Origin of the sequence: Pantoea nemavictus (genome assembly GCF_037479095.1) — a bacterium.
In the GTDB taxonomy this organism is placed as follows: domain Bacteria; phylum Pseudomonadota; class Gammaproteobacteria; order Enterobacterales; family Enterobacteriaceae; genus Pantoea; species Pantoea nemavictus.
On sequence record NZ_JBBGZW010000001.1, the window covers coordinates 1,220,673 to 1,245,578 of the forward strand.

The 24,906-nt window shown below is 55.5% G+C and carries 21 protein-coding genes and 1 other RNA gene; 6 read left to right on the forward strand and 16 right to left on the reverse strand.

The features are described 5' to 3' along the window. Nucleotides 1–167: 167 nt before the first annotated feature. From gcvP to WH298_RS05620, 7 genes are all read right to left on the reverse strand, one after another. The gene (gene gcvP / locus WH298_RS05590; RefSeq protein ID WP_180822409.1) at nt 168–3,041 is read right to left on the reverse strand and encodes an aminomethyl-transferring glycine dehydrogenase; all 2,874 of its coding nucleotides are present in this window, start codon (nt 3,039–3,041) and stop codon (nt 168–170) included. Nucleotides 3,042–3,140: 99 nt separating this feature from the next. Further along, the gene (gene gcvH, locus WH298_RS05595) at nt 3,141–3,527 is read right to left on the reverse strand and encodes a glycine cleavage system protein GcvH (protein WP_007890282.1); all 387 of its coding nucleotides are present in this window, start codon (nt 3,525–3,527) and stop codon (nt 3,141–3,143) included. Nucleotides 3,528–3,549: 22 nt separating this feature from the next. Next, nucleotides 3,550–4,647: a glycine cleavage system aminomethyltransferase GcvT gene (gene gcvT, locus WH298_RS05600; RefSeq protein WP_049852598.1), complete on the reverse strand. Its 1,098-nt coding sequence runs from the start codon at nt 4,645–4,647 to the stop codon at nt 3,550–3,552. A gap of 422 nt (nt 4,648–5,069) precedes the next feature. Continuing rightward, nucleotides 5,070–6,272, reverse strand: a complete 1,203-nt coding sequence (ubiI, locus tag WH298_RS05605) for an FAD-dependent 2-octaprenylphenol hydroxylase (RefSeq protein WP_049852597.1) — start codon at nt 6,270–6,272, stop codon at nt 5,070–5,072. A gap of 20 nt (nt 6,273–6,292) precedes the next feature. Then, entirely contained in the window at nt 6,293–7,471 is a 1,179-nt protein-coding gene (gene ubiH / locus WH298_RS05610) for a 2-octaprenyl-6-methoxyphenyl hydroxylase (protein WP_180822410.1), read from the reverse strand. Beyond that, the gene (pepP, locus tag WH298_RS05615) at nt 7,468–8,790 is read right to left on the reverse strand and encodes a Xaa-Pro aminopeptidase (RefSeq protein ID WP_180822411.1); all 1,323 of its coding nucleotides are present in this window, start codon (nt 8,788–8,790) and stop codon (nt 7,468–7,470) included. Before pepP ends, ubiH begins: the two co-directional genes overlap by 4 nt. Nucleotides 8,791–8,840: 50 nt before the next feature. Then, nucleotides 8,841–9,422 carry a YecA/YgfB family protein gene (locus tag WH298_RS05620; RefSeq protein WP_008108255.1) on the reverse strand — a complete coding sequence of 194 codons (582 nt, stop codon included), beginning with the start codon at nt 9,420–9,422 and terminating at the stop codon, nt 8,841–8,843. A gap of 170 nt (nt 9,423–9,592) precedes the next feature. Here WH298_RS05620 and zapA point away from each other — a divergent pair, with 170 nt between their 5' ends. From zapA to WH298_RS05635, 3 genes are all read left to right on the forward strand, one after another. Continuing rightward, entirely contained in the window at nt 9,593–9,922 is a 330-nt protein-coding gene (zapA, locus tag WH298_RS05625; RefSeq protein ID WP_007890288.1) for a cell division protein ZapA, read from the forward strand. A 39-nt stretch (nt 9,923–9,961) separates the two neighbouring features. After that, a non-coding RNA gene (ssrS, locus tag WH298_RS05630) (6S RNA) lies at nt 9,962–10,145 on the forward strand. 190 nt (nt 10,146–10,335) lie between these two features. Further along, the gene (locus WH298_RS05635; protein WP_180822412.1) at nt 10,336–10,932 is read left to right on the forward strand and encodes a 5-formyltetrahydrofolate cyclo-ligase; all 597 of its coding nucleotides are present in this window, start codon (nt 10,336–10,338) and stop codon (nt 10,930–10,932) included. A 34-nt stretch (nt 10,933–10,966) separates the two neighbouring features. Here WH298_RS05635 and serA read toward each other — a convergent pair whose 3' ends face one another. Together serA and rpiA are read right to left on the reverse strand one after the other, a co-directional pair. Continuing rightward, nucleotides 10,967–12,205 (reverse strand): phosphoglycerate dehydrogenase, encoded by a 1,239-nt coding sequence (gene serA, locus WH298_RS05640; protein WP_007890290.1) that lies wholly within the window; start codon nt 12,203–12,205, stop codon nt 10,967–10,969. Between the two features lie 279 nt (nt 12,206–12,484). Continuing rightward, nucleotides 12,485–13,144, reverse strand: coding sequence for a ribose-5-phosphate isomerase RpiA (gene rpiA, locus WH298_RS05645; RefSeq protein ID WP_180822413.1), 660 nt, complete (start codon nt 13,142–13,144; stop codon nt 12,485–12,487). A 181-nt stretch (nt 13,145–13,325) separates the two neighbouring features. Between rpiA and WH298_RS05650 the strand changes: the two genes are divergently transcribed. Continuing rightward, nucleotides 13,326–14,231, forward strand: coding sequence for a LysR family transcriptional regulator ArgP (locus WH298_RS05650; protein WP_007890292.1), 906 nt, complete (start codon nt 13,326–13,328; stop codon nt 14,229–14,231). Between the two features lie 38 nt (nt 14,232–14,269). Here WH298_RS05650 and WH298_RS05655 read toward each other — a convergent pair whose 3' ends face one another. Beyond that, complete coding sequence (locus WH298_RS05655; protein WP_007890293.1) at nt 14,270–14,998, reverse strand: oxidative stress defense protein; 729 nt, start codon at nt 14,996–14,998, stop codon at nt 14,270–14,272. A 219-nt stretch (nt 14,999–15,217) separates the two neighbouring features. Here WH298_RS05655 and WH298_RS05660 point away from each other — a divergent pair, with 219 nt between their 5' ends. Then, nucleotides 15,218–16,525 carry an MFS transporter gene (locus tag WH298_RS05660; RefSeq protein WP_180822414.1) on the forward strand — a complete coding sequence of 436 codons (1,308 nt, stop codon included), beginning with the start codon at nt 15,218–15,220 and terminating at the stop codon, nt 16,523–16,525. Here WH298_RS05660 and WH298_RS05665 read toward each other — a convergent pair. Beyond that, on the reverse strand, nt 16,512–17,210 hold the full coding sequence (locus tag WH298_RS05665) for an IclR family transcriptional regulator (protein WP_049852592.1): 699 nt from the start codon (nt 17,208–17,210) through the stop codon (nt 16,512–16,514). The two genes, WH298_RS05660 and WH298_RS05665, sit on opposite strands and share 14 nt — an antisense overlap. A gap of 57 nt (nt 17,211–17,267) precedes the next feature. On the opposite strand from WH298_RS05665, the gene WH298_RS05670 reads away from it, so the two are divergent. Then, complete coding sequence (locus tag WH298_RS05670) at nt 17,268–19,526, forward strand: FAD-dependent oxidoreductase (protein ID WP_422616023.1); 2,259 nt, start codon at nt 17,268–17,270, stop codon at nt 19,524–19,526. Here WH298_RS05670 and argO read toward each other — a convergent pair. The 5 genes from argO to epd all read right to left on the reverse strand — a co-directional run bounded on the left by argO (nt 19,523) and on the right by epd (nt 24,757). Beyond that, nucleotides 19,523–20,146 carry an arginine exporter ArgO gene (gene argO / locus WH298_RS05675; RefSeq protein WP_007890297.1) on the reverse strand — a complete coding sequence of 208 codons (624 nt, stop codon included), beginning with the start codon at nt 20,144–20,146 and terminating at the stop codon, nt 19,523–19,525. The two genes, WH298_RS05670 and argO, sit on opposite strands and share 4 nt — an antisense overlap. A 128-nt stretch (nt 20,147–20,274) precedes the next feature. After that, complete coding sequence (mscS, locus tag WH298_RS05680; protein WP_007890298.1) at nt 20,275–21,150, reverse strand: small-conductance mechanosensitive channel MscS; 876 nt, start codon at nt 21,148–21,150, stop codon at nt 20,275–20,277. 188 nt (nt 21,151–21,338) lie between these two features. Then, nucleotides 21,339–22,418: a class II fructose-bisphosphate aldolase gene (gene fbaA, locus WH298_RS05685; RefSeq protein ID WP_007890299.1), complete on the reverse strand. Its 1,080-nt coding sequence runs from the start codon at nt 22,416–22,418 to the stop codon at nt 21,339–21,341. A 104-nt stretch (nt 22,419–22,522) separates the two neighbouring features. After that, nucleotides 22,523–23,686: a phosphoglycerate kinase gene (pgk, locus tag WH298_RS05690; RefSeq protein ID WP_007890300.1), complete on the reverse strand. Its 1,164-nt coding sequence runs from the start codon at nt 23,684–23,686 to the stop codon at nt 22,523–22,525. A gap of 51 nt (nt 23,687–23,737) precedes the next feature. Next, the gene (gene epd, locus WH298_RS05695; RefSeq protein ID WP_180822416.1) at nt 23,738–24,757 is read right to left on the reverse strand and encodes an erythrose-4-phosphate dehydrogenase; all 1,020 of its coding nucleotides are present in this window, start codon (nt 24,755–24,757) and stop codon (nt 23,738–23,740) included. Nucleotides 24,758–24,906: the final 149 nt, after the last annotated feature.

A 24,906-nucleotide genomic window follows, 5' to 3' on the forward strand; every position in this document is an offset into this window, starting at 1 on the left:
GGCCGAATAATCGGCCCTTTTCATAAATACTCCCCATAACTTTAGCCTAAATAATTTGCGCTGCAGCAAGGCGGTAAACTCGTTCATCCCCGGAAGCTTACTTCGGTAAGTGACCGGGGTGAATGAGCGCAGCCAACGCCGCTAAGGCTCAAAGTATGACGGCTAAATTACTGGTATTCGCTCATGGGTACACACGAACAGAACACGTTGCGGTCACCAAATACATCGTCCAGACGTTTAACGGTCGGCCAGTATTTGTTAGCGCTGCCTGCAGGGAACACCGCCAGCTCGCGGGTGTAAGGATGTGCCCAGTCGCCGACGATTTCCGTCTGCGTGTGCGGCGCGTTAACCAGCGGGTTATCTTCCAGCGGCCATTCGCCATCGGCTACGCGGTCGATCTCCATGCGGATTGCCAGCATCGCATCGATAAAGCGATCCAGCTCGATTTTGCTTTCCGATTCCGTTGGCTCAACCATCAGCGTGCCCGCTACCGGGAATGACATGGTTGGGGCGTGGAAACCGTAATCGATCAGACGCTTGGCGATATCCAGTTCGCTAATGCCGGTTTGCTCTTTCAGCGGACGAATGTCGAGAATACATTCGTGTGCCACGCGACCATCGCGGCCAGCATAGAGAATGGGATAAGCCGATTGCAGACGGCTGGCGATGTAGTTGGCGTTAAGAATCGCTACCGAACTCGCTTGCTTCAGGCCTTCCGCGCCCATCATGCGGATATACATCCAGCTAATTGGCAGAATCGATGCGCTGCCGAAAGGTGCCGCAGAAACCGCGCCCTGCTGCGTCAGTACGCCATCAATTTGTACCACGCTGTGGCCCGGAACAAACGGCGCCAGGTGCGCTTTCACGCCGATTGGCCCCATGCCTGGACCGCCACCGCCGTGTGGGATGCAGAAGGTTTTATGCAGGTTGAGGTGCGAGACATCCGCGCCGATGTAACCTGGCGTGGTGATTCCCACCTGCGCATTCATGTTAGCGCCGTCAAGATACACCTGGCCGCCGTGCTGATGCACAATCTGGCACACTTCGCGAATGGTCTCTTCGTAAACGCCGTGTGTTGACGGGTAAGTCACCATGATGCACGACAGCTGCTCGCCGACCTGTGCGGCTTTCTCACGCAGATCGCCGAGGTCGATGTTGCCTTGTTTATCGCATGCCACCACCACAACGGACATACCGGCCATTTGTGCAGACGCCGGGTTGGTACCGTGTGCCGAGCTTGGAATCAGGCAAACATTGCGGCCGCCTTCATTGCGGCTTTCGTGGTAACGACGAATCGCCAACAGACCCGCATATTCCCCCTGCGCGCCGGAGTTTGGCTGCATGCACAGCGCGTCGTAGCCGGTTAGCTGTACCAACCATTGCGACAGCTGAGCAATCATCTGCAGGTAACCCGACGCCTGCTCAGCCGGGCAGAACGGATGCAGCTCAGCAAATTCTGGCCAGGTGATCGGAATCATTTCCGCCGCGGCGTTGAGCTTCATGGTGCACGAGCCGAGTGGGATCATCGCCTGGTTCAGCGCCAGATCCTTTTTCTCCAGGCTGTGCATATAACGCATCATCTCAGTTTCGCTGTGATGACGATTGAACACCGGATGCGTCAGGAAGGCGCTCTCACGCACCTGACCGGCTGGGATGGCACTGTTTTCCGCCGCAACTGCTGTATCCAGTGCATCAATATCCTGGCCATGCGCATCGCCCAGCAGGATGGCGAACAGCGCCAGCACGTCTTCACGCGCGGTGGTTTCGTCCAGCGTAATGCCCACGGCATTATGGATGTCACTGCGCAGATTGACGCCAAAGCTCAGTGCACGGTTCAGCACCGCTGCTTTATCAGCGACTTCTACCGTCAGCGTATCGAACCAGCTGTTGTGGCGCAGTTTCAGACCGCCATTTTGCAGGCCAGCGGCCAGAATGCTGGTCAGACGGTGAATGCGGGAAGCAATGCGCTTCAGGCCAACCGGGCCGTGATACACCGCATAGAGACCGGCGATATTCGCCAGCAGCACCTGCGATGTACAGATGTTGGAGTTGGCTTTTTCACGACGAATATGCTGCTCGCGGGTTTGCATCGCCATGCGCAGCGCGGTGTTACCGGCGGCATCGCGTGATACGCCAATGATACGTCCAGGCATTGAGCGCTTGTGTTCGTCGCGGCTGGCGAAGAACGCAGCGTGTGGTCCGCCGTAACCCATTGGCACGCCGAAACGCTGGGCCGAACCAAAGACGATATCTGCGCCCTGCTTGCCTGGCGCTTCTAACTGCACCAGCGCCATAAAGTCTGCCGCGACGCTCACCACCACTTTGCGGTTTTTCAGCTCGGCAATCAGTGAACGGTAATCGTGCACTTCACCGTGCGTACCAACCTGCTGCAGCAATACGCCGAACAGATCGTCGTGATCTAATACTTTATCAACGCTATCGATAATCAGTTCAAAACCAAAGGTTTCGGCACGCGTGCGCACCACATCCAACGTCTGGGGATGGATGTCATTGGCGATAAAGAATTTAGTGGCGTTTTTCAGTTTGCTAACACGTTTGGCCATTGCCATGGCTTCTGCAGCGGCGGTGGCTTCGTCCAGCAGTGATGCGGAAGCGATGTCCAGACCGGTCAGATCCAGCGTCAGGGTTTGGAAGTTCAGCAGCGCTTCAAGACGCCCCTGCGACACTTCTGGCTGATACGGCGTATACGCGGTGTACCAGCCCGGATTTTCCAGCATGTTACGTAGGATAACCGGCGGCGTAATTACCGCGCTGTAGCCCATGCCGATCCAGGATTTGTAGCGTTGATTCTGACTGGCAATGGCCTTCAGCTCTGCCAGCGCTTGCTGCTCGGTCGCGGCGTCGCCAACCGCAGGCGGGCCTGGCAGCTGGATGTCGGCCGGGACGATAGAGCTAATCAATGATGAGAGCGAACTGGCACCAATCGCTTTCAGCATTAAGGCCTGTTGTTCCGGCGTAGGACCGATGTGGCGCTCAATGAAAGCACCGTTATGTTCGAGCTGGCTGAGAGTCTGGGTCATTTGCAGTAAATCCTGAATCGGGCTGGGTTACAAAAATGGCGTTAAGTCAGGCAGATAAAAAAGAAGGTGCCGCTGTGCGCCACCTTCTGCAACTACCGGTTACTCGTCGATCGCGGCTTTGTAGGCATCGGCATCCAGCATGGAGTCGAGCTCTGACTCGTCGCTGGCTTTGATGCGGAACAACCAACCATCGGCATACGGCGCGCTGTTAACCAGCTCCGGTGAATCGCCTAGCTGATCGTTCACCTCGACGATTTCACCGCTCAAGGGTGCATAGATGTCAGAAGCGGCTTTCACCGATTCCGCCACCGCGCAATCATCACCGGCCGCGAAGGAGGCGCCGACGTCTGGCAGATCGACAAATACCATGTCGCCCAGCAGTTCCTGCGCATGTTCGGTGATACCTACCGTGAAGGTGCCGTCGGCTTCTTTACGGACCCACTCGTGGCTATCGCGGTATTTCAATTCACTTGGCACATTGCTCATTGGCCATTTCTCCTGAAAAAAATTACTGGGCGACCGGCTTACCGGCGCGAACAAAAATCGGTTTTGTCACTTTCACTGGCATTTCACGGTTGCGGATTTCCACAATCGCCTGCTCGCCAATCCCCGCAGGCACACGTGCCAGCGCGATGCTGTAACCCAGCGTTGGCGAGAAGGAGCCACTGGTAATAATACCTTGCTGCGGCTGACCTTGTTCATCGGTGAAACGCACAGTCAAACCGTTACGCAGCACCCCTTTTTCGGTCATCACCAGACCAACCAGCTTCTCGGTGCCCTTTTCGCGCTGCGCTTGCAGTGCGTCACGACCGATGAAATCGCGGTCGGCAGGTTCCCAACTGATGGTCCAGCCCATGTTGGCAGCCAGCGGCGACACGCCTTCATCCATCTCCTGGCCGTACAGGTTCATGCCCGCTTCCAGACGCAGCGTGTCACGCGCACCCAGACCCGCCGGCTTAACGCCTGCAGCTAGCAGCTGCTGCCAGAAAGCGGCAGCTTCAGTGGCAGGCATAGCAATCTCGTAGCCCGCTTCGCCGGTGTAGCCGGTAGTAGCAATGAACAGGTTTTCTGCCTGCACGCCAAAGAACGGCTTCATGCCAGCAACGGCGTCACGCTGAGCGGCACTGAACAGCGTTTGCGCTTTTTGCTGCGCGTTCGGGCCCTGCACCGCAATCAGCGCCAGATCGTCACGCTCGGTCAGCTCGACGCCAAACGGTTGTGCATGCTGTTTAATCCAGGCCAAATCTTTCTCACGCGTGGCGGAGTTCACCACCAGGCGGAAGAAATCTTCGCTCATAAAGTAAACAATCAAATCATCGATGACGCCAGCGGAGGCATTCAACATGCCGGTGTAAAGTGCTTTGCCCGGCTGGGTCAATTTAGCGACATCGTTGGCTAACAGATAACGCAGGAATTCGCGGGTACGTGCGCCGCGTAGATCGACGATGGTCATGTGGGAAACATCAAACATGCCGGCATCGTTACGCACCGCGTGATGCTCATCCATTTGCGAGCCGTAATGCAGCGGCATCATCCAACCGTGGAAATCCACCATGCGTGCACCACATGCCTGATGCTGTTCGAATAGAGGCGTTTGCTGAGTCATAACCATCCTGTGAAAACAAGTGAGTGTGACGCGCCTGCGTCGCCTTTGCTGGCTGACGCAAACGTTCTCTTTGTGCTGAAGTTATCACCTAATGCGGCAATTAACCATGAGGAAAACGAGGGTGAAACACTACCACCTTTCATCAAAGCACCGAACAGCGACCAGCATAAATCACTACATTATTGTGATTAGCCTCGCACAAAATACGACTAAATTACTTTCATGCAGCAAAATGAAGGAATAGACGCCGCAGGATTAAGAAATGGTCCGGTGTTCGCATTGTCATAACATGAATTAATCTAATGCGAATTAAGGGGTGAAATTAGAATAAATCAAACGAGGCGCAATTGCGGTGCAGTGCTGCATCATGGCGGTGCAGCAAAGAAAAACGGCGCCCAGTTGGGCGCCGTCAGCGGAAAAGATTAACGTATCCAGCTGGGTAGATCGTTGAGCCCCATCGCCTGCTTCAGCATCAGCGGTTTAACGCCCGGTAAAGTATCGGCTAGCTTGAGGCCGACATCACGCAACAGCTTTTTCGCCGGATGCGTGCCGGCAAATAGCTCGCGGAACCCCTGCATCCCCGCCAGCATCATCGCCGCGCTGTGTTTGCGGCTACGTTCATAGCGACGCAGATAGAGATGCTGACCAATGTCTTTGCCTTCCTGGTGCAGACGGCGAATTTCACCAATCAGTTCGGCCGCATCCATAAAGCCAAGATTGACGCCCTGCCCGGCCAGCGGATGAATGGTGTGTGCGGCATCGCCAACCAGCGCCAAACGGTGCGCGGCGAAGTTACGCGCATAACGCGCCGTCAGCGGGAAGGTTTTGCGCTCGCTCTCGACCTGACACAGGCCAAGACGCATATCAAACGCTACCGACAGCTGCTGGTTGAACAGCGCTTCCGGCATCGATTGCATGCGCGTCGCTTCCTGCGGCGAGAGCGACCAAACGATCGAGCAGAGATGAGGATCCTGCATCGGCAGGAATGCCAGAATGCCATCGCCGTGGAATACCTGACGCGCGATGGCATCATGCGGCATATCGGTGCGGATATTTGCCACTAACGCATGATGCTCGTAATCCCAGAAGGTCAGCGGGATATCGGCTTTGTCACGCAGCCACGAATTAGCGCCGTCAGCAGCAACCAGCAAACGCGCGCTCATCATGCTGCCATCCTGCAAGGTAATGAAGGCTTCGTTGTCGCCAAACGCCACCTGCTGCAACTGCGCCGGAGCGAACAGCGTGATGTCGCTGCTGTTGCTGGCTCGTTGCCACAAGGCACTATGAATCACTTCGTTTTCAATAATATGACCGAGATGCGACAGGCCCTGCTGCTCATCATCAAAACTGATGGAGCCGAAGCTGTCCTGATCCCACACTTCCATGCCGTGATAGGCGCTGGCGCGCAGGGCCAGAATGCTCGACCAGACATCGAGCTTTTGCAGCAGACGTTCACTGGCAGCGTTGATGGCGGAGACGCGAATCGACGCGTTAGCCGCCGGATCAAATTGTGGCTCGGGTGCTTTTTCCAGCACGGCAACGCGTAAGCCGCTGCCCTGTAATCCGCAGGCGACGGCCAAGCCCACCATGCCGCCACCGGCGATTGCCACATCGAAAGTTTGCATTGCTGCCCCTTAATTGGTGCTTAACGCTTAACCCAGCCGAGCGTTCGCGCGGCAAGTGGGTTTCGCAGCCATGGCAGATGGTCCATTGCCACCAGCCCAAGATTTCGTCCCGCCACTAATGGCGCATAACGGTTAGCAAACAGTTTGACTAAACCGTCGGTGACGCCAATGGTGGCGGCACGATCGGGTTGACGCCGCGTGGCAAAATGCTGCAATACCGCGTAGCTGCCTGGGTCCTGCTGCTGACGCCATGCGCCCGCCAGCGTTTCTGCCAGCGACATCACATCGCGCAGGCCAAGGTTAAAGCCTTGTCCGGCAATCGGATGCAGCGTTTGCGCCGCATTGCCCACCAGCGCCAGCCGATGCGTGACCTGACGTTCGGCGGTTTGCAGCGCCAGCGGATAAAGCTCGCGTTGCCCTGCGTGCGCAAAGCGCCCAAGGCGCCAGCCAAATGCCTGCTGCAGTTCTTGCAGGAAGGTCGCATCATCCCACTGTTTAATCGTTGCTTGCGCGTCAAGCGGATGGCACCACACCAATGACATGCGGTTACCGGACATCGGCAACAGCGCCAGCGGGCCATGCTCGGTAAAACGCTCAAATGCGCGTCCCTGATGCGGCAGCTGGGTCGAGACATTGGCGATAACCGCTACCTGATGATAGTCGTTGCGCTGCCAGGTCATACCGCAGGATGCGCCTAAAGGCGATCGCGATCCATCGGCGGCCACCAGTAAATCACCGGTTAATTGCTCACCGCTGTTGAGTGTAACCAGCACGCTATTGGCGCTACGTGACACCGCCGTGGCGTGATCCGGGCAGCGCACGCTGATGCCCGGTGCCTGTTGTAAACGCTGGAACAAGCGCTGGCCGACATCGAAAAGTTCCACGACCTGACCCAGTGCGGGCAACTGGTGATCTTGCGCTTTGAGCGAGACGAAACCGGTATGGCCGCGATCGGAGACGTGGATATCAGTGATAGGCGTGGCGCAATCCACCAGCGAGCGCCACACATCGATATCGGCTAACTGCTGGCAGGTGCCCGCCGCCAGGGCAATCGCGCGTCCATCGAAGCCGGGATGTGCACGGCTGTCGGGCTGGCTACGCTCAATCAGCGTTACCGGCAGCTGACCTTGCGTCAGGTGCGAAATCGCCAGCGCCAGGGTGGCGCCGGTCATACCGCCGCCAGCAATTAAAATGCTCATGCCTGACGTGCCGCCGCCATCAGGGCTTCAATCGCATCGGCGTCTTTCACCACGCTGTCGGTGAGATTCTCGTTGCCGTCCGCGGTGATGACGATGTCATCTTCAATGCGAATACCAATGCCACGATATTGCGGCGGCACGTTGGCATCTGGCGCGATATACAAGCCAGGCTCAACGGTTAGCACCATGCCCGGCTCAAGAGTGCGATCGCGGCTCGGCGTGCCGTAATGTCCCACGTCATGCACATCAAGCCCCAGCCAGTGGCTTAAACCGTGCATAAAGAACGGGCGGTGTGCCTGCTCTTCAAACAGCGTATCGATATTGCCATCCAGAATGCCGAGGTCGACCAGGCCGGTAATCATGATGCGCACCACTTCGTCGTTAACATCATGGATGCTGATACCCGGGCGGAACATCGACAGCGCTTTGTAGAGCGAAGCCAGCACGATGTCGTAGATGGCACGTTGCGGCTCGCTGAACTTACCGTTGACCGGGAAGGTGCGGGTGATATCGCCCGCATAGCCGTGGAATTCACAGCCAGCGTCAATCAGCACCAGGTCGCCATCGCGCATCTCACATTCGTTTTCGGTGTAGTGCAGAATGCAGCCGTTTTCGCCAGCACCGACAATGGTGCTGTAAGAGGGGAAACGCGCGCCGTGGCGATTGAATTCGTGGTGAATTTCGCCTTCCAGCTGATATTCGAACATGCCCGGACGGCAGGTTTGCATCGCTCGGGTATGCGCCAGTGCGCTGATTTTTCCGGCACGGCGCAGAATCTCAATCTCTTCCGCGCTTTTGAACAGGCGCATCTCATGCACCCACGGACGCCAGTCAGTGACCGTATTCGGTGCGCTAAGATTTTGGCGGAAGCCGCGACGCAGTTTTTCCAGCGCGCTAAACACCCGTTGATCGGCTTCGGCGTATTCGCCCTGTGCGTGATAAACCACATCAAGGCCGTTAAGCAGTTGATGCAGCTGCTCATCAATGTCATCCCACGGCAAAGCACGATCGACACCCAGCCTGGCCGGAGCGGCATCCTGGCCAAGGCGGCGACCAAACCAGATTTCCGCGGTTAGATCGCGCACACGATTGAACAACACGCTGTGATTGTGCTTGTCATCGCTTTTGATTAAAACCAGCAGCGCCTGCGGTTCGTTAAAACCGGTGAAGTACCAGAAATCACTGTTTTGCCGAAAGTTATATTCAGTATCGTTGCTGCGCGTCACTTCAGGTGCAGCAAAAATCAAAGCGGCACTGCCTGGCGCCATGCGGGCAATCAGCGCCTGACGACGTTGCTGGAACGTTTCCAGAGTAATCATGTTTGCACTCCCTGTTGAAGACGGGCCACAACGTACCCGCATTGACGCGCTTAGTGTAACGTAGGTTTTTGTACTTCAGGTGCCGTTGGCTGATGCTGACGCGTGAAGGTGTCGTGGCACAGTAAGGCGGCAACACGCACGTACTCGATCACCTCTTCCAGCGACTGCTCCAGCTCTTCCTGGTCTTCATCTTCGTCATAGCCGAGCTGCGCGATGGTGCGCAGATCGTCAATCGCTTCACCGGTTTCGCCGGTTACTTTCTCAAGCTTAGGCTGCGTAACGCCCAAACCGAGCAGGAAGTGATTGACCCAGCCGGCCAGCGCATCGGCGCGATCGAATACCGTGATGTCATCATCTTCCGGCAACATCAGCTGGAACATAAAGCCTTCGTCTTCCAGCGTGGTCGCCAGGCTCTCGTGCAGCGCCTGTAACGGCTGAGACAGGCTCTGCGAAAACGCCATGCCTTCGTTGGTGAGATCGTGAACCATGGTTTTCCAGCTGGTATCCTGATTGCCACCGCACAGAATCCCGGAAAGGAGTCCGTGCATTTCGGCCGGCGTCATGCCCACGCCCTGCTGAGAAAGGGCCGCGGCCAGCGCGTTGTAACTAGGCGTTGCGTTCTGTAAAGACATAAGCTTTGGTCGTCGTTGGCGGAATAAGTTCGTGTTATGCTACCACCAGGTGCCTCTGGGTTTCCAGAAAAGGGGTTGTAACTTATAACTCGGGTATATATAGTTTCGCACCTCCCAACCCATTGACCGGTAAGGGAGATGCGATCGAAGTAATCAGTCAGGATGGTGGCATGTCTGCACAACCAGTAGATATTCAAATTTTTGGTCGTTCATTGAGAGTGAATTGTCCGCCTGAACAGCAAGATGCGCTGAATCTGGCCGCAGAGGATCTCAATCAACGGTTGCAAGATTTAAAAGTTCGCACTAGAGTCACCAATACAGAGCAACTGGTGTTCATCGCCGCGTTAAACATCTGCCACGAGCTGGCACAAGAGAAAGGTAAGACGCGCGACTATGCAGCAAACATGGAACAACGTATCCGCATGCTGCAGCAGACCATTGAACAAGCGTTAGTTGAGCAAGGTCGCATAACTGACCGCCAGGGCCCTAATTTTGAATAACACTTCATGGTCCTCATGCTAGAGTGACGGTGAAGTAAATTTTCTCTGAGATGTTTGCAAGCGGGCCAGTCCCCTGAGCCGATATTTCATACCAACAGAATGTGACGCTCCACAATTTGTGCGCATGCTCGGTCCGTCCGAGAAGCCTAATAGTTGTGACGGCATGTTCACCTTGAACCAAGGGTTCAAGGGTTACAGCCTGCGGCGGCATCTCGGAGATCTCCACTTAGTTTTACTCGCTAAATAATTCAGTCTGCAGCAAGGCGGCAATCGAGAGAATCCCAGTGAGCTTACTTAAGTAAGTGATTCTGGTGAACGAGAGCAGCCAACGCGGCTGCAGATTGAAGTATGACGCGAATCCCCCGGTTCGCATGATATAGTGGCTTGCAACAGCCCACTCTGCCGGGGATATCATGTCAGCACCCTCCTTTCTCGACCGTCAAGACATCCGTCAGCATGTGCGCCATTTGCGCCGTAATCTCACGTCTGAGCAGCAAGAACAGGCCGCCGATCAGCTGGCTGAACACGCCATCAATATCGCGCCGATCGCCAATGCCCAACGCATCGCGCTGTTTTTGTCTGTCGATGGTGAAATCAACACCCGCCCGCTGATCGCCAAACTGTGGCAGCAAAAAAAGCAGGTTTATCTACCCGTGCTGCACCCCTTCTCGCCAGGCAATCTGCTGTTTATCCGCTATACGCCCGCGAGCGCGCTCACGCCAAATAAACTGCGTATTCCCGAGCCGCCGTTAGATATCACGCAGCTGGCCACGCTAGACCAATTAGATGTGATGCTGGTGCCGCTGGTAGCGTTTGACCACCAGGGCCAACGTTTGGGGATGGGCGGCGGATTCTACGATCGCACGCTGCAAAACTGGCAGCAGCACGGTTTTCTTCCGGTGGGCATTGCGCATGATTGCCAGCGCGCGGATACACTTCCCGTCGCCGCATGGGACGTCCCGCTGCCGGCGATACTGACGCCATCAAAACTGTGGCAATGGGAAACGTAAGCAGAAAAAAGGGCGCCAGTGGCGCCCTGATTGATTAGTAGAGCAGACGGGCGCGAATGGTGCCCGGAATGGCTTTCATTGCCTGAAGCGCTTTATCCGCCACTTCTTCTGTCGCATCAATATCGATCACCACGTAGCCCATAATTGGCGTGGTTTGCAGATACTGCGCGGCAATGTTAATGCCCTGCTCAGCAAAGATCTGGTTGATAGCCGTCAGCACACCTGGACGGTTCTCATGGATATGCAGCAGACGACTGGCGCTCGCTGCATGCATTGGCAGCGAAACTTCCGGGAAGTTGACCGCAGACAGCGTAGAACCGTTGTCTGAGTATTTCGCCAGCTTGCCAGACACTTCCAGACCGATGTTTTCCTGCGCTTCCTGGGTTGAACCACCAATGTGCGGAGTTAAAATCACGTTGTCGAATTCGCACAGCGGAGAGTTGAACGGATCGCTGTTAGTCGCCGGCTCGACCGGGAACACGTCGATAGCGGCACCAGCCAGATGTTTGTTCGCCAGTGCTTCACACAGCGCCGGGATATCAATCACGGTACCGCGCGCGGCATTAATCAGCAGCGAGCCCGGCTTCATTAATGCCAGCTCCTCAGCACCGATCATGTTCTGCGTGGATTGGGTTTCAGGCACATGCAGGCTGACCACATCGCTCATATTGAGCAAATCGGAGAGGTGGCGAACCTGCGTGGCGTTACCCAGCGGCAGTTTGCTTTCGATATCGTAGAAGAACACGTGCATACCCAGGCTTTCTGCCAACACACCCAGCTGCATGCCGATGTGACCGTAACCAATGATGCCCAGTTTCTTACCACGCGCTTCGAATGAGCCGTTGGCAACTTTATTCCAGATGCCTCGGTGCGCTTTGGCGTTCGCTTCTGGAATACCGCGCAGCATCAGCAGCATTTCGCCAATCACCAGCTCAGCAACGGAGCGGGTGTTGGAGAACGGTGCGTTAAACACCGGCACACCGCGTTTCGCCGCAGCAGCAAGATCAACCTGGTTAGTACCGATACAGAAGCAGCCAACTGCAACCAACTTTTCAGCGGCAGCAAAGATCTCTTCAGTCAGTTGGGTACGGGAACGGATACCAATGAAGTGCGCATCGCGGATGGAGGATTTCAGCGACTCCGCATCCAGCGCCCCTTTGTGAAACTCGATGTTGGTGTAGCCTGCTGCACGCAGGTTTTCCAGCGCACTCTGGTGAACGCCTTCCACCAGCAGGAACTTAATCTTGTCTTTTTCCAGTGATACCTTTGCCATTTCCCGACCCTATTCAGAATTCAATGAGGACTACCATAAGGTAGCCTTCTGTCAAAATATCAAAAATTTCGTGCGCAGCAATACAAACGATTGCCTGCGTGCCAGCACGCGCCCACGCGGAGGCAGCACAATGCCGTACAAAATCGTGGCATCTATGTTGGACGGAGTACGAACCCACTGCTGATGAATCTTTTGTGACATAAGTCACCAAATTTCAGCCTGGCGAGAAAAGATGTTTTGCGGATGGAAATAACCGGCGCATGTCGGGCGCCGGACAGATCATTTTACGATGGTTTTTACGCCGTCAGCGGTGCCAATCAGCGCGACGTCAGCACCTCGTCCGGCAAACAGACCCACGGTCACCACGCCCGGCAGCGCGTTAATGGTTTTTTCCAGCTCGATAGGATCAAGAATCCGCAGATTATGCACGTCGAGAATAATGTTACCGTTATCGGTGATGACGTTCTGGCGATACTCCGGCAAGCCGCCCAGCTTCACCAGTTCACGAGCCACAAAGGAACGCGCCATGGGAATGACTTCAACCGGCAGCGGGAAGTGCCCCAGCACATCAACTTCTTTCGATGCATCAGCAATACAGACGAATTTTTTTGCGACCGCCGCAACGATTTTCTCACGCGTTAGCGCTGCACCACCGCCTTTGATCATCTGCATCTGCGGATTGATTTCATCTGCGCCATCCACATACACCGACAGTTCGTCAATTTCATTGAGATCGAAGACGTGGATACCTAAAGCTTTCAGTTTTTCTGTCGACGCTTCCGAACTGGAAACCGCGCCTTCAATCTGATTCTTCATGGTGCCGAGCGCATCAATGAAATGCGCGGCAGTGGATCCCGTTCCCACGCCAACCACCGTGCCGGGCTCTACGTAATGCAGCGCTGCCCAACCTACCGCTTTTTTCAGTTCATCCTGGGTCATGGTATGTTTAAAACCTGTGCGACATCGAAGTGCGCGTAGTATAAAACAAGGCGTCGTAAAAAAGCGCGACTGTTGAACAGCCGATTTAAGTCTTTGGAAGCCAGCCCGCAAAAAAGCGCCACAGCACTATTTGAGCGTTTTATGGCATAGTAATGTCCACCCTGAACGAGAGAGAACAACAATGAAACGCCCGGATTATCGAACGCTTCAGGCGCTGGATGCTGTGATTCGCGAGCGCGGCTTCGAGCGCGCCGCGCAAAAACTCTGTATTACGCAATCTGCGGTTTCGCAGCGTATTAAACAGCTGGAAAATTTATTCGGTCAGCCGCTGTTGGTGCGCACCGTGCCGCCGCGCCCCACCGAACAGGGACAAAAACTGCTGGCGTTATTGCATCAGGTTGAGCTGCTGGAAGAGGAGTGGCTGGGTGACGATAACGGCGGTACCACGCCGCTGCTACTGTCGCTGGCGGTTAACGCCGACAGTCTGGCAACCTGGCTGCTGCCCGCCCTGAAAGATGTGCTGGCCGATTCGCCGGTGCGCCTGAATTTACAGGTAGAAGATGAAACCCGCACCCAGGAACGTCTGCGTCGCGGTGAAGTGGTTGGCGCGGTGAGTATTCAGCCACAACCCCTGCCAAGCTGTTTGGTTGATCAGCTGGGTGCGCTCGACTATCTGTTCTGCGCCTCGCCTGATTTCGCCGCACGTTATTTCCCCAACGGCGTGACCCGCTCCGCATTGCTGAAAGCACCGGCGGTAGCATTTGATCATTTAGATGATATGCATCAGGCGTTTTTGCAGCAGAACTTTGACCTGTCGCCAGGCAGCGTGCCCTGCCACATCGTTAACTCGTCAGAAGCCTTTGTGCAGTTGGCGCGCCAAGGTTCGGTGTGCTGTATGATTCCGCATCTGCAGATTGAGCGCGAGCTGGCGCAAGGTGAGCTGGTAGATTTGACGCCAGGTTTGTATCAGCGTCGCATGCTGTACTGGCACCGTTTTGCCCCAGAAAGCCGTTTGATGCGCAGCGTAACGGATGCGCTGATTGCGCACGGACATCGCGTGCTGCGCCAGGATGTTTTGCCTGCATAATGATCAGGTCGCCATAAACGGCGACCTGACTCAAAGCCTTACGGCGTATTCGGTTTAATCTCGAACACCACATCCACCTGATCGTCAAAGTGAATGCTCTGCTGCTCGTAAGTTTGCTGTGCGGTGGTGTCAGCCGGCGCTGCCGCGGCTTTGTACATCCGCGCCATCGGCATTGGTTGGTAGTTAGCAACGTGGTAACGAATGCTGTAGACCGAACCCAGTTTAGCGTTGAAGCCTTCAGCCAGCGCATTGGCCTGCTGCGTGGCGTTAGCAATCGCCACTTTACGCGCCTTCTCTTTATAGCTGTCAGGATTGGCCACACCCAACTCTACCGACCGAATTTCATTCAGGCCGGATTTTAGCGCGCCATCCAGCAGCTCGTTCAGCTTATCCAGCTGACGCAGCGTCACCTGTACCTGACGCTCCGCACGATAACCTTTCAGCACCGATTTGCCTTCTTTGGTGTAGTCATACTCCGGTTGGGTGCTGAGGTTTGCCGCATCAATATCTTTTTTCTCGATGCCATTCTTTTGCAGGAAATCGAAATATTGCGCCACGCGGTCATCAGCCTGTTTCTTCGCTTCCGCCGCGTCTTTCGACGAAACATTCACCACAATAGCGAGCGTGGCGATATCGGGCGTGGCATCAACGCTTGCCTGTCCTGACGTCACCACATGCGGTCCATTTGGTAATTCACCCGCGTGGACTAAACCGGACAGTGCGCCGGTGCTCATTACGGCGGCCAGCGCCAGTGCTTTCAGTTTCACGAAAGTCCTCCTTGAGGGATTCAATTTACAGGTCGCCACTATGGCTAAACCTAAAACACATTAACATGTGTGCTTATCTGATTTTTAAACTGACTAAAAGTTCGGGCATGCTGCGGTTTAAACCTGGCCGCGATCGCAAATTTTAATGAACAGGTTGGCCGAAACCTCATTTAAACGTTTCTATTAAAGAAACACCTCTGCATTCGGGAGAGTTGCATTATGACAGAACAGCCGCTGAGCCAAACCGCTGCCAGCCTTCCCGCCGGACGTACGCGCTTTCTGATGCTCGGCCTGGTGTTTATCAACATCATCATCAACTATATGGATCGCACTAACCTGTCGGTTGCCGCCACGGAAATGGCCGGAGAGCTGCGCTTCACGCCGCTGGAAATGGGGTTAATCTTCTCAGCGTTCGGCTGGATTTACGCCGCCCTGCAGATCCCCGGCGGCTTCCTGATTGATCGCCTTGGCGCGCGCGTGGTGTATGGCGTTGGTCTGTTCGTCTGGTCTTTAATCACCGCGCTGCATGCGCTTGCCAACAGTTTTACTGCGCTATTTGGCCTGCGGCTCGGCGTGGGCGCGTTTGAAGCGCCAGTGATGCCCGCCAACAATCGGGTGATCTCCAGCTGGTTCCCAGAACAGGAGCGCGCCAGCGCCATTGGTATCTACTCTTCAGCGCAGTTTGTTGGCCTGGCCTGCATGACACCGCTGCTGTTTCATGTGCAGGCTGCGTTTGGCTGGCGCGGACTGTTTTTGATTACCGGTTTGGCGGGCATGATTTGGTCGCTGGTGTGGTATTGGCTTTACCGCGAGCCAAACCACCATAAAGGTGTGTCCGACGCTGAACTGAACTACCTGCGCAGTAACGGTGCGCTCCTGGAGAGTGAGCATAAGAATCAATCACCGCAAGCGCGCTGGAGCGATTTGGCGCAGATGTTCCGCAGCCGCAAATTGGTCGGCATCTATATTGGTCAGTTCACCATCTCTGCCACCTTCTGGTTCTTTCTCACCTGGTTCCCGACCTATCTGGTGGAATATCGCCATATGGGATTCATCAAAAGCGGCTATGTCGCCTCAGTGCCCTACTTCGCCGCCTTCTGCGGAGTTTTGCTGGCCGGCTTTGCCTCAGATCGTATGATACGACGCGGCGTGTCCGCCAGCGTGGCGCGTAAGCTGCCGGTAATTCTTGGCCTGTTCCTGACGCTGTTTATCCTGGGTGCCAATTACACCAATGATTCCGCGCTGATCATTCTGTTTATGTCGCTGGCGTTCTTCGGTAACGGTCTGGCAACCATCACCTGGGTGTTTGTGACGGCGCTGGCGCCGCGTCATTTGATTGGCCTGGCGGGTGGGGTGTTTAACTTTACCGGCGCGCTGTCATCGATCGTCGTGCCGATTGCCATCGGCGCGCTGATTGATGGCAACAACTTCGCGCCAGCACTGGCATTTATTGCGGTTCTGGCCGCGATTGGCATCTGCAGCTATCTGTTTATCGTCGGGAAAATCGACCATGTTAGCGCGGGCTGACAACTATCTGCGCCAGCGATTGCAGCTGTTGCAACCGCTGCGCGAGATGCGCCTCATCGTGCTGCCAGATTTTGGCAAAGGCCAGCGCCGCGCGATTGTGATTAATCGGCTGCGCCATGCTGATTTCACCGTCATCACGATGCCAAATCAGATGATCTGCCGCACGCTTGCGTGCCAGCAGCGGCGCAATCTGCTGCCACTGTTCGTCGCTAAAACGCGGGCGCAGCACCTCATCACTTTCGGCAGCCAGCAACGACACGCCAATCACCGACTGCCACGCAGGCAGCATGCGGAAACCCGCCAGCGCCTGGCTGGCGTTGGTGCGCTCACCCGGCTCGGAGTGCCAGATATAGATCACCTGATCTTCCCACAGCACGCCCAGCGCCACCACAATGTCGCGCGGCGCGTGCATTTCCAGCTGCGGCAGCGCCTGAGCAAACAGCGAGGAGCCGCGAATCGCCTGCGCCGCCAGCGCGTGAATGCCGGGACCGGGCAGATAGCGCCGGTGCTCATCCTGCGTCGTCAATCCGATGGAAGCCATGGTCATCAGCAGGCGATTAACGCGCGTACTGTTCATCCCCATCTGACGCGCCAGTTCGCGACAGCCCACGGCTTTATCGCTGGAGACCAGATATTGCAGGCAGCGAATACCGTCGATCAGGCTTTGGTTGGGTTGAGAAGACATAGATCACCTGCGGCGGGGAAAACTCAATCTTAGCCTTAGAGTTAGAGGAATGAAATGATGCAAACTTTCTCTTCGCAAAATGCGCGTCACTTTCCGCAGCAGCGATTACATGCGGACTTACTGATTGCTGGCGGTGGATTAGCGGGCGTGTGTGCGGCATTGGCCGCCGCGCGTGATGGCCTTAGCGTAATATTGATACAGGATCGCCCGGTATTAGGCGGCAACGCCTCCAGCGAAGTGCGTTTGTGGGCCAATGGCGCCACCTCGCACATGGGTAATAATAATCGCTGGGCGCGCGAAGGCGGTATCATGGGCGAGATCATGGAGGAGAACCTGTGGCGCAATAAAGAAGGAAATCCGGTGCTGTTCGATATGGTGCTGCTGGATATCGTACAGTCGCAGACCGGTCTAACGTTACTGCTTAACACCGTGGTTACCGACATCGAAAAATCCGGCCGCAGCCTGCAGGCGGTGCGGGCTTTTAACGCCATTAATCAAACCCAGTATCACGTCTCGGCGGCGCAGTTTATCGATGCCAGCGGCGATGGCGTGTTGGGGTATCTGGCTGGCGCGGCGCATCGCGTGGGAGCAGAATCCATTGAAGAGTTTGGCGAGAAGATGGCACCGGGCGAGAATTTCGGTCACAAGCTCGGACACTCGATCTACTTCTACACCAAGCGCTCTTCCCAGCCGGTGCGCTTCGTGCCGCCCTCTTTCGCGCTAAAAGAGATCAACGCGATTCCGCGTTACAGACGCCTGACCTCAGCACTGAACGGCTGCGACTTATGGTGGCTGGAATGGGGCGGACGGCTTGATACCGTGCATGAGAGCGAAACCATCAAATGGGAGCTGTGGAAAATCGTTTGGGGCGTGTGGGATTACATCAAAAACTCCGGCGAATTCCCCGATGCCGACAACCTCACCCTCGAATGGGTTGGCCTGATTCCCGGCAAGCGCGAAAGTCGGCGTTTTCTCGGCGATACCCTGCTCTGCCAGCAGGATATTATCGAGCAGCGCGATCATTACGATGCGGTCGCGTATGGCGGCTGGTCGATTGATCTGCATCCAGCCGATGGCGTATACAGCGAGCACGATGGCTGCCGCCAGTTTCACAGCAAAGGCACCTACACCATTCCATTCCGCGCGTTGTACAGCCAATCACTGGATAATCTGTTGTTAACTGGCCGGCTCATCTCCGCCACTCACGTCGCTTTTGGCAGCGCACGCGTGATGTGCACCTGCGGCGTGCTGGGTGAAGCCGTGGGTCGCGCGGCGTCGCTCTGCCAGCAACAGCAGATCACCCCCGCCGAACTGGCACAGCCGGAGCGCGTGGGGCAGTTGCAGCAGCATCTGCTGCGCGCCGGCGCGTTTATCCCGCGACATCGGCTAGAGAATCCGGCGCGCAATGCCCACGTCACCGTCAGCAGTACTTTTGAACTCCGCGCCCTGACCGCCGATGCCGGCTGGCAACCCCTGCAATCACGCTGTGCGCTACTGCTGCCGTTGAAAGCCGGTGAGCGCTTGCCAGCGATCGGGGTGCAACTGCGTGCCGCACAGACGCAGAAGCTGCAGGTATCGCTGCTTACCAGCGAGAATCCTGCCAATACCTGCGGCGATCGCCCGATCGCCACGCAGCATATTGAGGTCAACGATCAGGGCGCTTATCGTCTGAGCTTTGATTACCTCGCCGATTGCGATCGCTATCTGTTTATCGCTTTCGCAGAAAACCCAGCGATTGAGATAGCGCTCACCAGTCAGCGCTTGCCGGGTGTCATGATGGTGTTCAATAGCCTTAACCCGCGCGTGGCGAAACGCACGCGTCAAATTAACGATGGCGATTACGGCGTCGACGAGTTTGATTTTTGGCTGCCGCGCCGAGCGCCACAGCAGATCCTGCTGGCCTTTGCGCTGGAAACGCCGCTGCAGTTGTGGCACCGCGACTATCTGCTCAACGGCAAGTTACGTCCGGAACAGCACACCAACTGCTGGGTACCCGCACCGGATGACCCGCATCCCAACGTCAGCTGGCAATGGCCGCAGCCGCAGCAGGCCCGCCAGATCACCCTGCTGTTTGATAACGATTTTGATCATGCAATGGAAACGGTGCAGATGGGCCATGCGCAGGCGGTTACGCCGCACTGCACCACGCATTATCGCCTGTGGCTGGATGAGATGTTGCTGGCCGAGGTGACGGAGAATCACCACTCGCTTTGCCATCACCGGGTTCCGCAGGATGCGACCTTCCAGCAGATTCGGCTCGAGCTGCTGGCCAGTGCAGGCGCGCTGCCTGCACTGTATGGCCTGCATCTGGATTAAAAGGCAGCCATGCCCTGACGCGCCAGCTGAATGGCGATAAACCACATCACGCCGCCGACTAACAGATTGATAATCCGCTGCGCCCGTACGGTACGCAGGCGCGGTGATAGCCATGCCGCCAGCAAAGCCAGGCCGAAGAACCAGATGATCGATGCACTTACGGTGCCCAGAGCAAACCAGCGGCGTGCATCCGCGGAGGGCAGCTGGCTGCCGAGGCTGCCGAGCACCACAAAGGTATCGAGATAGACATGCGGATTAAGCCAGGTGACCGCAAGGATAGTGGCGATGATGCGCCAGCGCCCCTGCTTCAACTCCGCGTCAGACGTTAGCGACACATCACCTTGCCAGGCACTGCGCAGCGCACCCCAGCCATACCACAGCAGAAACGCGACGCCCGCCCAGGTAATCAGCATCAGCAGCATCGGTGATTGATTGAGCAACGCGCTACCGCCAAAAATACCGCCGCAGATCAGCGCAATATCGCTGAGGGTACAGAGCGAAGCGGTCATCAGATGGTAGTGGCGCTTAATGCCTTGATTCATTACGAAAGCGTTTTGCGGACCTAGCGGCAGAATAAGCGCAGCACCTAAAGCAAGCCCTTGTAAATAAACAGATAACACAGCGATATTCCTGAAAATTGGGGAGATGCTGTGCAGTATAGTGACGCGAGGTTATTAGAGGAAATTGAAAAAATTAATTGGGTATTAGCTTAATTAATAAGAAAGGCACCCGCAGGTGCCTTGCTCAGTTACTCGGTGCGGGCGGGCAGCTGTTGCTCGCTCTTCACCTGATGCAGATGCACATCCATCTGCGGGTAAGGAATACCGATGCCGTTCGCGTCCAGCGTACGTTTGAAGTTCTTCATCAGATCCCAGTAGACGTTCTGCAGATCGCTACTTTTGCTCCAGCAGCGCACCACGAAATTGAGCGACGATGCAGCCAGTTCATTCAGGCCAATCTGGATGCCCAGATCTTTTAATACGCGCTCATCCGCTTCAACCACTTCCTTGAACAGCGCAATCACTTGATCGACATCCGCATCGTAGGCCACGCCAATAATGAATTCATTACGGCGGATCGGCTCACGCGAATAGTTAATGATATTGCCGGCGATGATTTTACCGTTTGGCACCACCACGATTTTGCCATCGGCGCTTTTCAGCGTGGTAGAGAAGATCTGCACATTCTGTACGGTACCCATCACGCCGCCAAGATCAACAAACTCACCGGTTTTGAACGGACGGAAAGTAACCAACAGTACGCCCGCCGCGAGATTCGACAGCGAACCTTGCAATGCCAAACCGACGGCCAAACCGGCGGCACCCAGCACGGCGATCACCGACGCGGTTTGCACCCCGACGCGGCCCAGTGCGGCAATAATGGTGAAGGCGATAATGCCGTAACGCACCATGGCAGAGAGAAAATCGGCCACTGTGGCATCAATATGACGCGCCAGCAGCACGCGGTTAATCGCATTAGAGATGATGCGGGCGATGAACATACCGATAATGATGGTAATGATTGCCGCCACAATATTTACCGCGTAGCTCAGGATCAGTTCCTGATTGCGTACCAGCCATCCACCGGCACTGTTAATGCCATTAACGACATCTAAGTCTTCCATTTGTTAGCCCTGTTAGTGAGTTTCCCGCAGGAAAATGCAAAAAACTGCCAGATTGACTCCGACACTCCGACTACAAGGGTAAACAATAATGGAGCGAAGCGCCAAAAATGGCCTGAATTTACGGGCTTTTCCAGATGAGACGCATAAAAAAAGGCCCTTTCGGGCCTTTTTTGTACTGTAAGGAAAAATTACAGTACGTCGACAGCGTTAAGCTCTTTGAAAGCTTGCTCGAGGCGAACAACCATTGATGCCTGAGCAGAACGCAGCCATACGCGTGGATCGTAGTATTTCTTGTTCGGGCTATCCACGCCGTTAGGGTTACCCAACTGCGCTTGCAGATAGTCTTCGTTCTTTTTGTAGTACTGCAGAATACCGTCCCATGTTGCCCATTGGGTATCGGTATCGATGTTCATCTTGATCACGCCGTAGCCGATAGACTCTTCGATCTCTGCAGCAGAAGAACCTGAACCACCGTGGAACACGAAGTCCAGCGCGTTATGCGGCAGATTGTGTTTCTTAGTTACGTATTCCTGAGAATCACGCAGGATGGTTGGGGTCAGTTTCACGTTGCCTGGCTTGTACACACCGTGCACGTTACCGAAGGAAGCAGCGATGGTGAAACGTGGGCTGATTTTGCTCAGCTCGGTGTAAGCGTAATCAACGTCTTCTGGCTGGGTGTACAGTGCAGAAGCGTCCATGTGGCTGTTGTCCACGCCGTCTTCTTCGCCACCGGTGCAACCCAGTTCGATTTCCAGCGTCATATCCAGCTTGGCCATGCGCGCCAGATACTTAGAAGAAATCTCAATGTTCTCTTCCAGTGACTCTTCAGACAGGTCGATCATGTGTGAGGAGAACAGCGGCTTACCGGTTTTCTTGAAGTGCTCTTCACCCGCATCCAGCAGACCATCGATCCACGGCAGCAGTTTCTTCGCGCAGTGGTCGGTGTGCAGGATAACTGGCACGCCGTATTGTTCCGCCATCAGATGCACATGGTAAGCACCCGCGATAGCGCCGAAAATTGCCGCGCCCTGTGGTTTATCGGTTTTGAAACCTTTACCGGCGATGAAGGCAGCACCACCATTGGAGAACTGAACGATGACCGGCGCTTTCACTTTGGCCGCAGCTTCCAATACTGCATTGATGGAGTCCGTGCCGACGCAGTTAACTGCTGGCAGAGCGAATTTGTTCTCTTTCGCTACCTGGAAAATTTTCTGAACGTCGTCACCAGTGACAACGCCGGGTTTTACGAAATCAAAAATTTTAGACATGGTTGTGTCCCGTTTCGTTACCGTTCATCCCCGAAGGGATTGCGATTTGATTGCCCAAGAAAGGGCTAGCCTTCAGGCGACGCCAAAGCGCCGCCCCCAAAGAATTACTGCTTCGCGCGCTCTTCCAGCATAGCAACAGCTGGCAGTTTTTTGCCTTCCACGAACTCGAGGAATGCGCCGCCGCCGGTAGAGATATAAGAGATCTTATCTTCGATACCGAACAGGTCGATAGCGGCCAGCGTATCGCCGCCACCTGCAACAGAGAACGCTTCGCTATCGGCGATGGCGTTCGCCACGATCTCGGTGCCTTTGCGGAAGTTCGGGAATTCGAACACGCCAACCGGGCCGTTCCACAGGATGGTTTTCGCGCCTTTCAGGATCGCTGCCATTGCCTGAGCGGTTTCGTCGCCGAAGTCCATAATCTCTTCGTTATCCGCCACTTCAGAAACCTTTTTCACGGTTGCCGGTGCAGTTTCAGAGAATTCCGTGCCTACGCGGGAATCGGTAGGAACCGGAATGCCGTGCTCGTCACGCAGCTTTTTGGCCGCTTCGACGAAGTCTGGCTCATATAGAGATTTACCGACGTTATTGTCGATGGCCACGAAGGTGTTGGCGATGCCGCCGCCCACAATCACGGTGTCGGCGATCTTAACCAGCGACTGCAGCACATCAAATTTGGTAGAAACTTTAGAGCCGCCAACCACAGCAACCAGCGGACGCTCTGGATTGCTCATCACTTTACCCAGCGCTTCCAACTCAGCTGACAGCAGCGGACCCGCACAAGCGATTGGTGCGAACTTGCCCACACCGTGAGTCGACGCCTGCGCGCGGTGCGCGGTACCGAACGCATCCATGACGAAGACGTCGCACAGGGCGGCATATTTCTTCGACAGGGTTTCTTCGTCTTTTTTCTCGCCTTTGTTGAAGCGTACGTTCTCCAGCACCACCAGTTCACCCGCGCCCACTTCTACGCCTTCGAGATAGTCTTTCGCCAGGGTGACATTGGTGCCGTTCAGTTTGTCTTTCAGGTAGTTAACAACCGGCAGCAGGGAGAACTCTTCGTTGTATTCACCTTCGGTCGGACGACCCAGGTGAGAGGTAACCATCACTTTCGCGCCCTGTTTCAACGCCGCTTCGATGGTAGGCAGAGAAGCACGAATACGTGCATCTGACGTCACTTTCCCTTCTTTCACTGGCACGTTGAGATCGGCACGGATCAGAACGCGTTTACCAGCAAGATCCAGATCGGTCATCTTAATTACAGACATGGTGAACCCTCTCGTTGATTCTCATAAGTTTTGCCAGACGCAGTCCGCGTCTTACCTGAAACCGCTTGCGGCCATTGCTAACGTGGTGTCGATCATGCGATTAGCAAAGCCCCATTCGTTGTCACACCAAACCAACGTTTTGATAAGGTGATGACCACTAACCCGCGTTTGCGTGCCATCGACTATGGCACTGTGCGGATCATGGTTAAAATCTACTGAGACTAACGGTAATTCCGTAAAGTCAACTATACCACGAAACGCCCCTTCTGACGCGTTTTGCAGCAACGCATTGACCTCACACGCCTTCACCGCTTCGCGCACAGACACGCTCAAATCAATGGCTGTCACGTTGATGGTGGGCACGCGCACCGCAATCGCTTCAAAGCGATCGTTAAATTTCGGAAAAATACGGGTAATGCCAGCAGCAAGACGCGTATCTACCGGGATGATCGATTGGCTGGCGGCGCGGGTACGACGCAGGTCGCTGTGATAGGCGTCAATCACCTGCTGGTCGTGCATCGCCGAATGAATCGTGGTCACAGTGCCCGATTCAATGCCAAAGGCGTCATCCAGCAACTTGATCACCGGAATAATGCAATTGGTGGTGCAGGATGCGTTGGAGACAATGCGGTCAGTTTGTTTAAGAGCCTGTTCGTTTACGCCGAACACGACGGTGGCATCGAGATCGTTGCCGCCCGGATGCGAGAACAACACCTTCTTCGCGCCCGCCTGCAGATGCGTTTCACCATCGGCGCGGCTACCGTAAACACCGGTACAATCCAGTACGATATCCACATTCAGTTCGCGCCACGGCAGCACATCAATTTCGGCCTGATGCAGGATGCGGATGGTGTCATCGCCCACAAACAGCTGATCGCGCTCCTGGCGCACATCAAAGGCAAACCGGCCGTGGCTGGTGTCGTACTTCAGCAGATGCGCCATACCGGCAGCGTCTGCCAGTTCGTTAATCGCCACGACGGTGATCTCGGCGCGGCGGCCGGTTTCATACAGGGCTCGCAACACGTTGCGCCCGATACGGCCAAAACCATTTATTGCTACGCGAACGGTCATCTCTACCTTCAACCACACCCGAAAAAACGTGCCGATTAGCCTGAGCGTTTCACACCGTTTTGTACAGGGAATTATTGTCCGTCAGCACTGGCCAGATGCAGTCTTTCGCTTACAACTGAAACGGTTCAGCTAGAGTAATGCATGCGCGG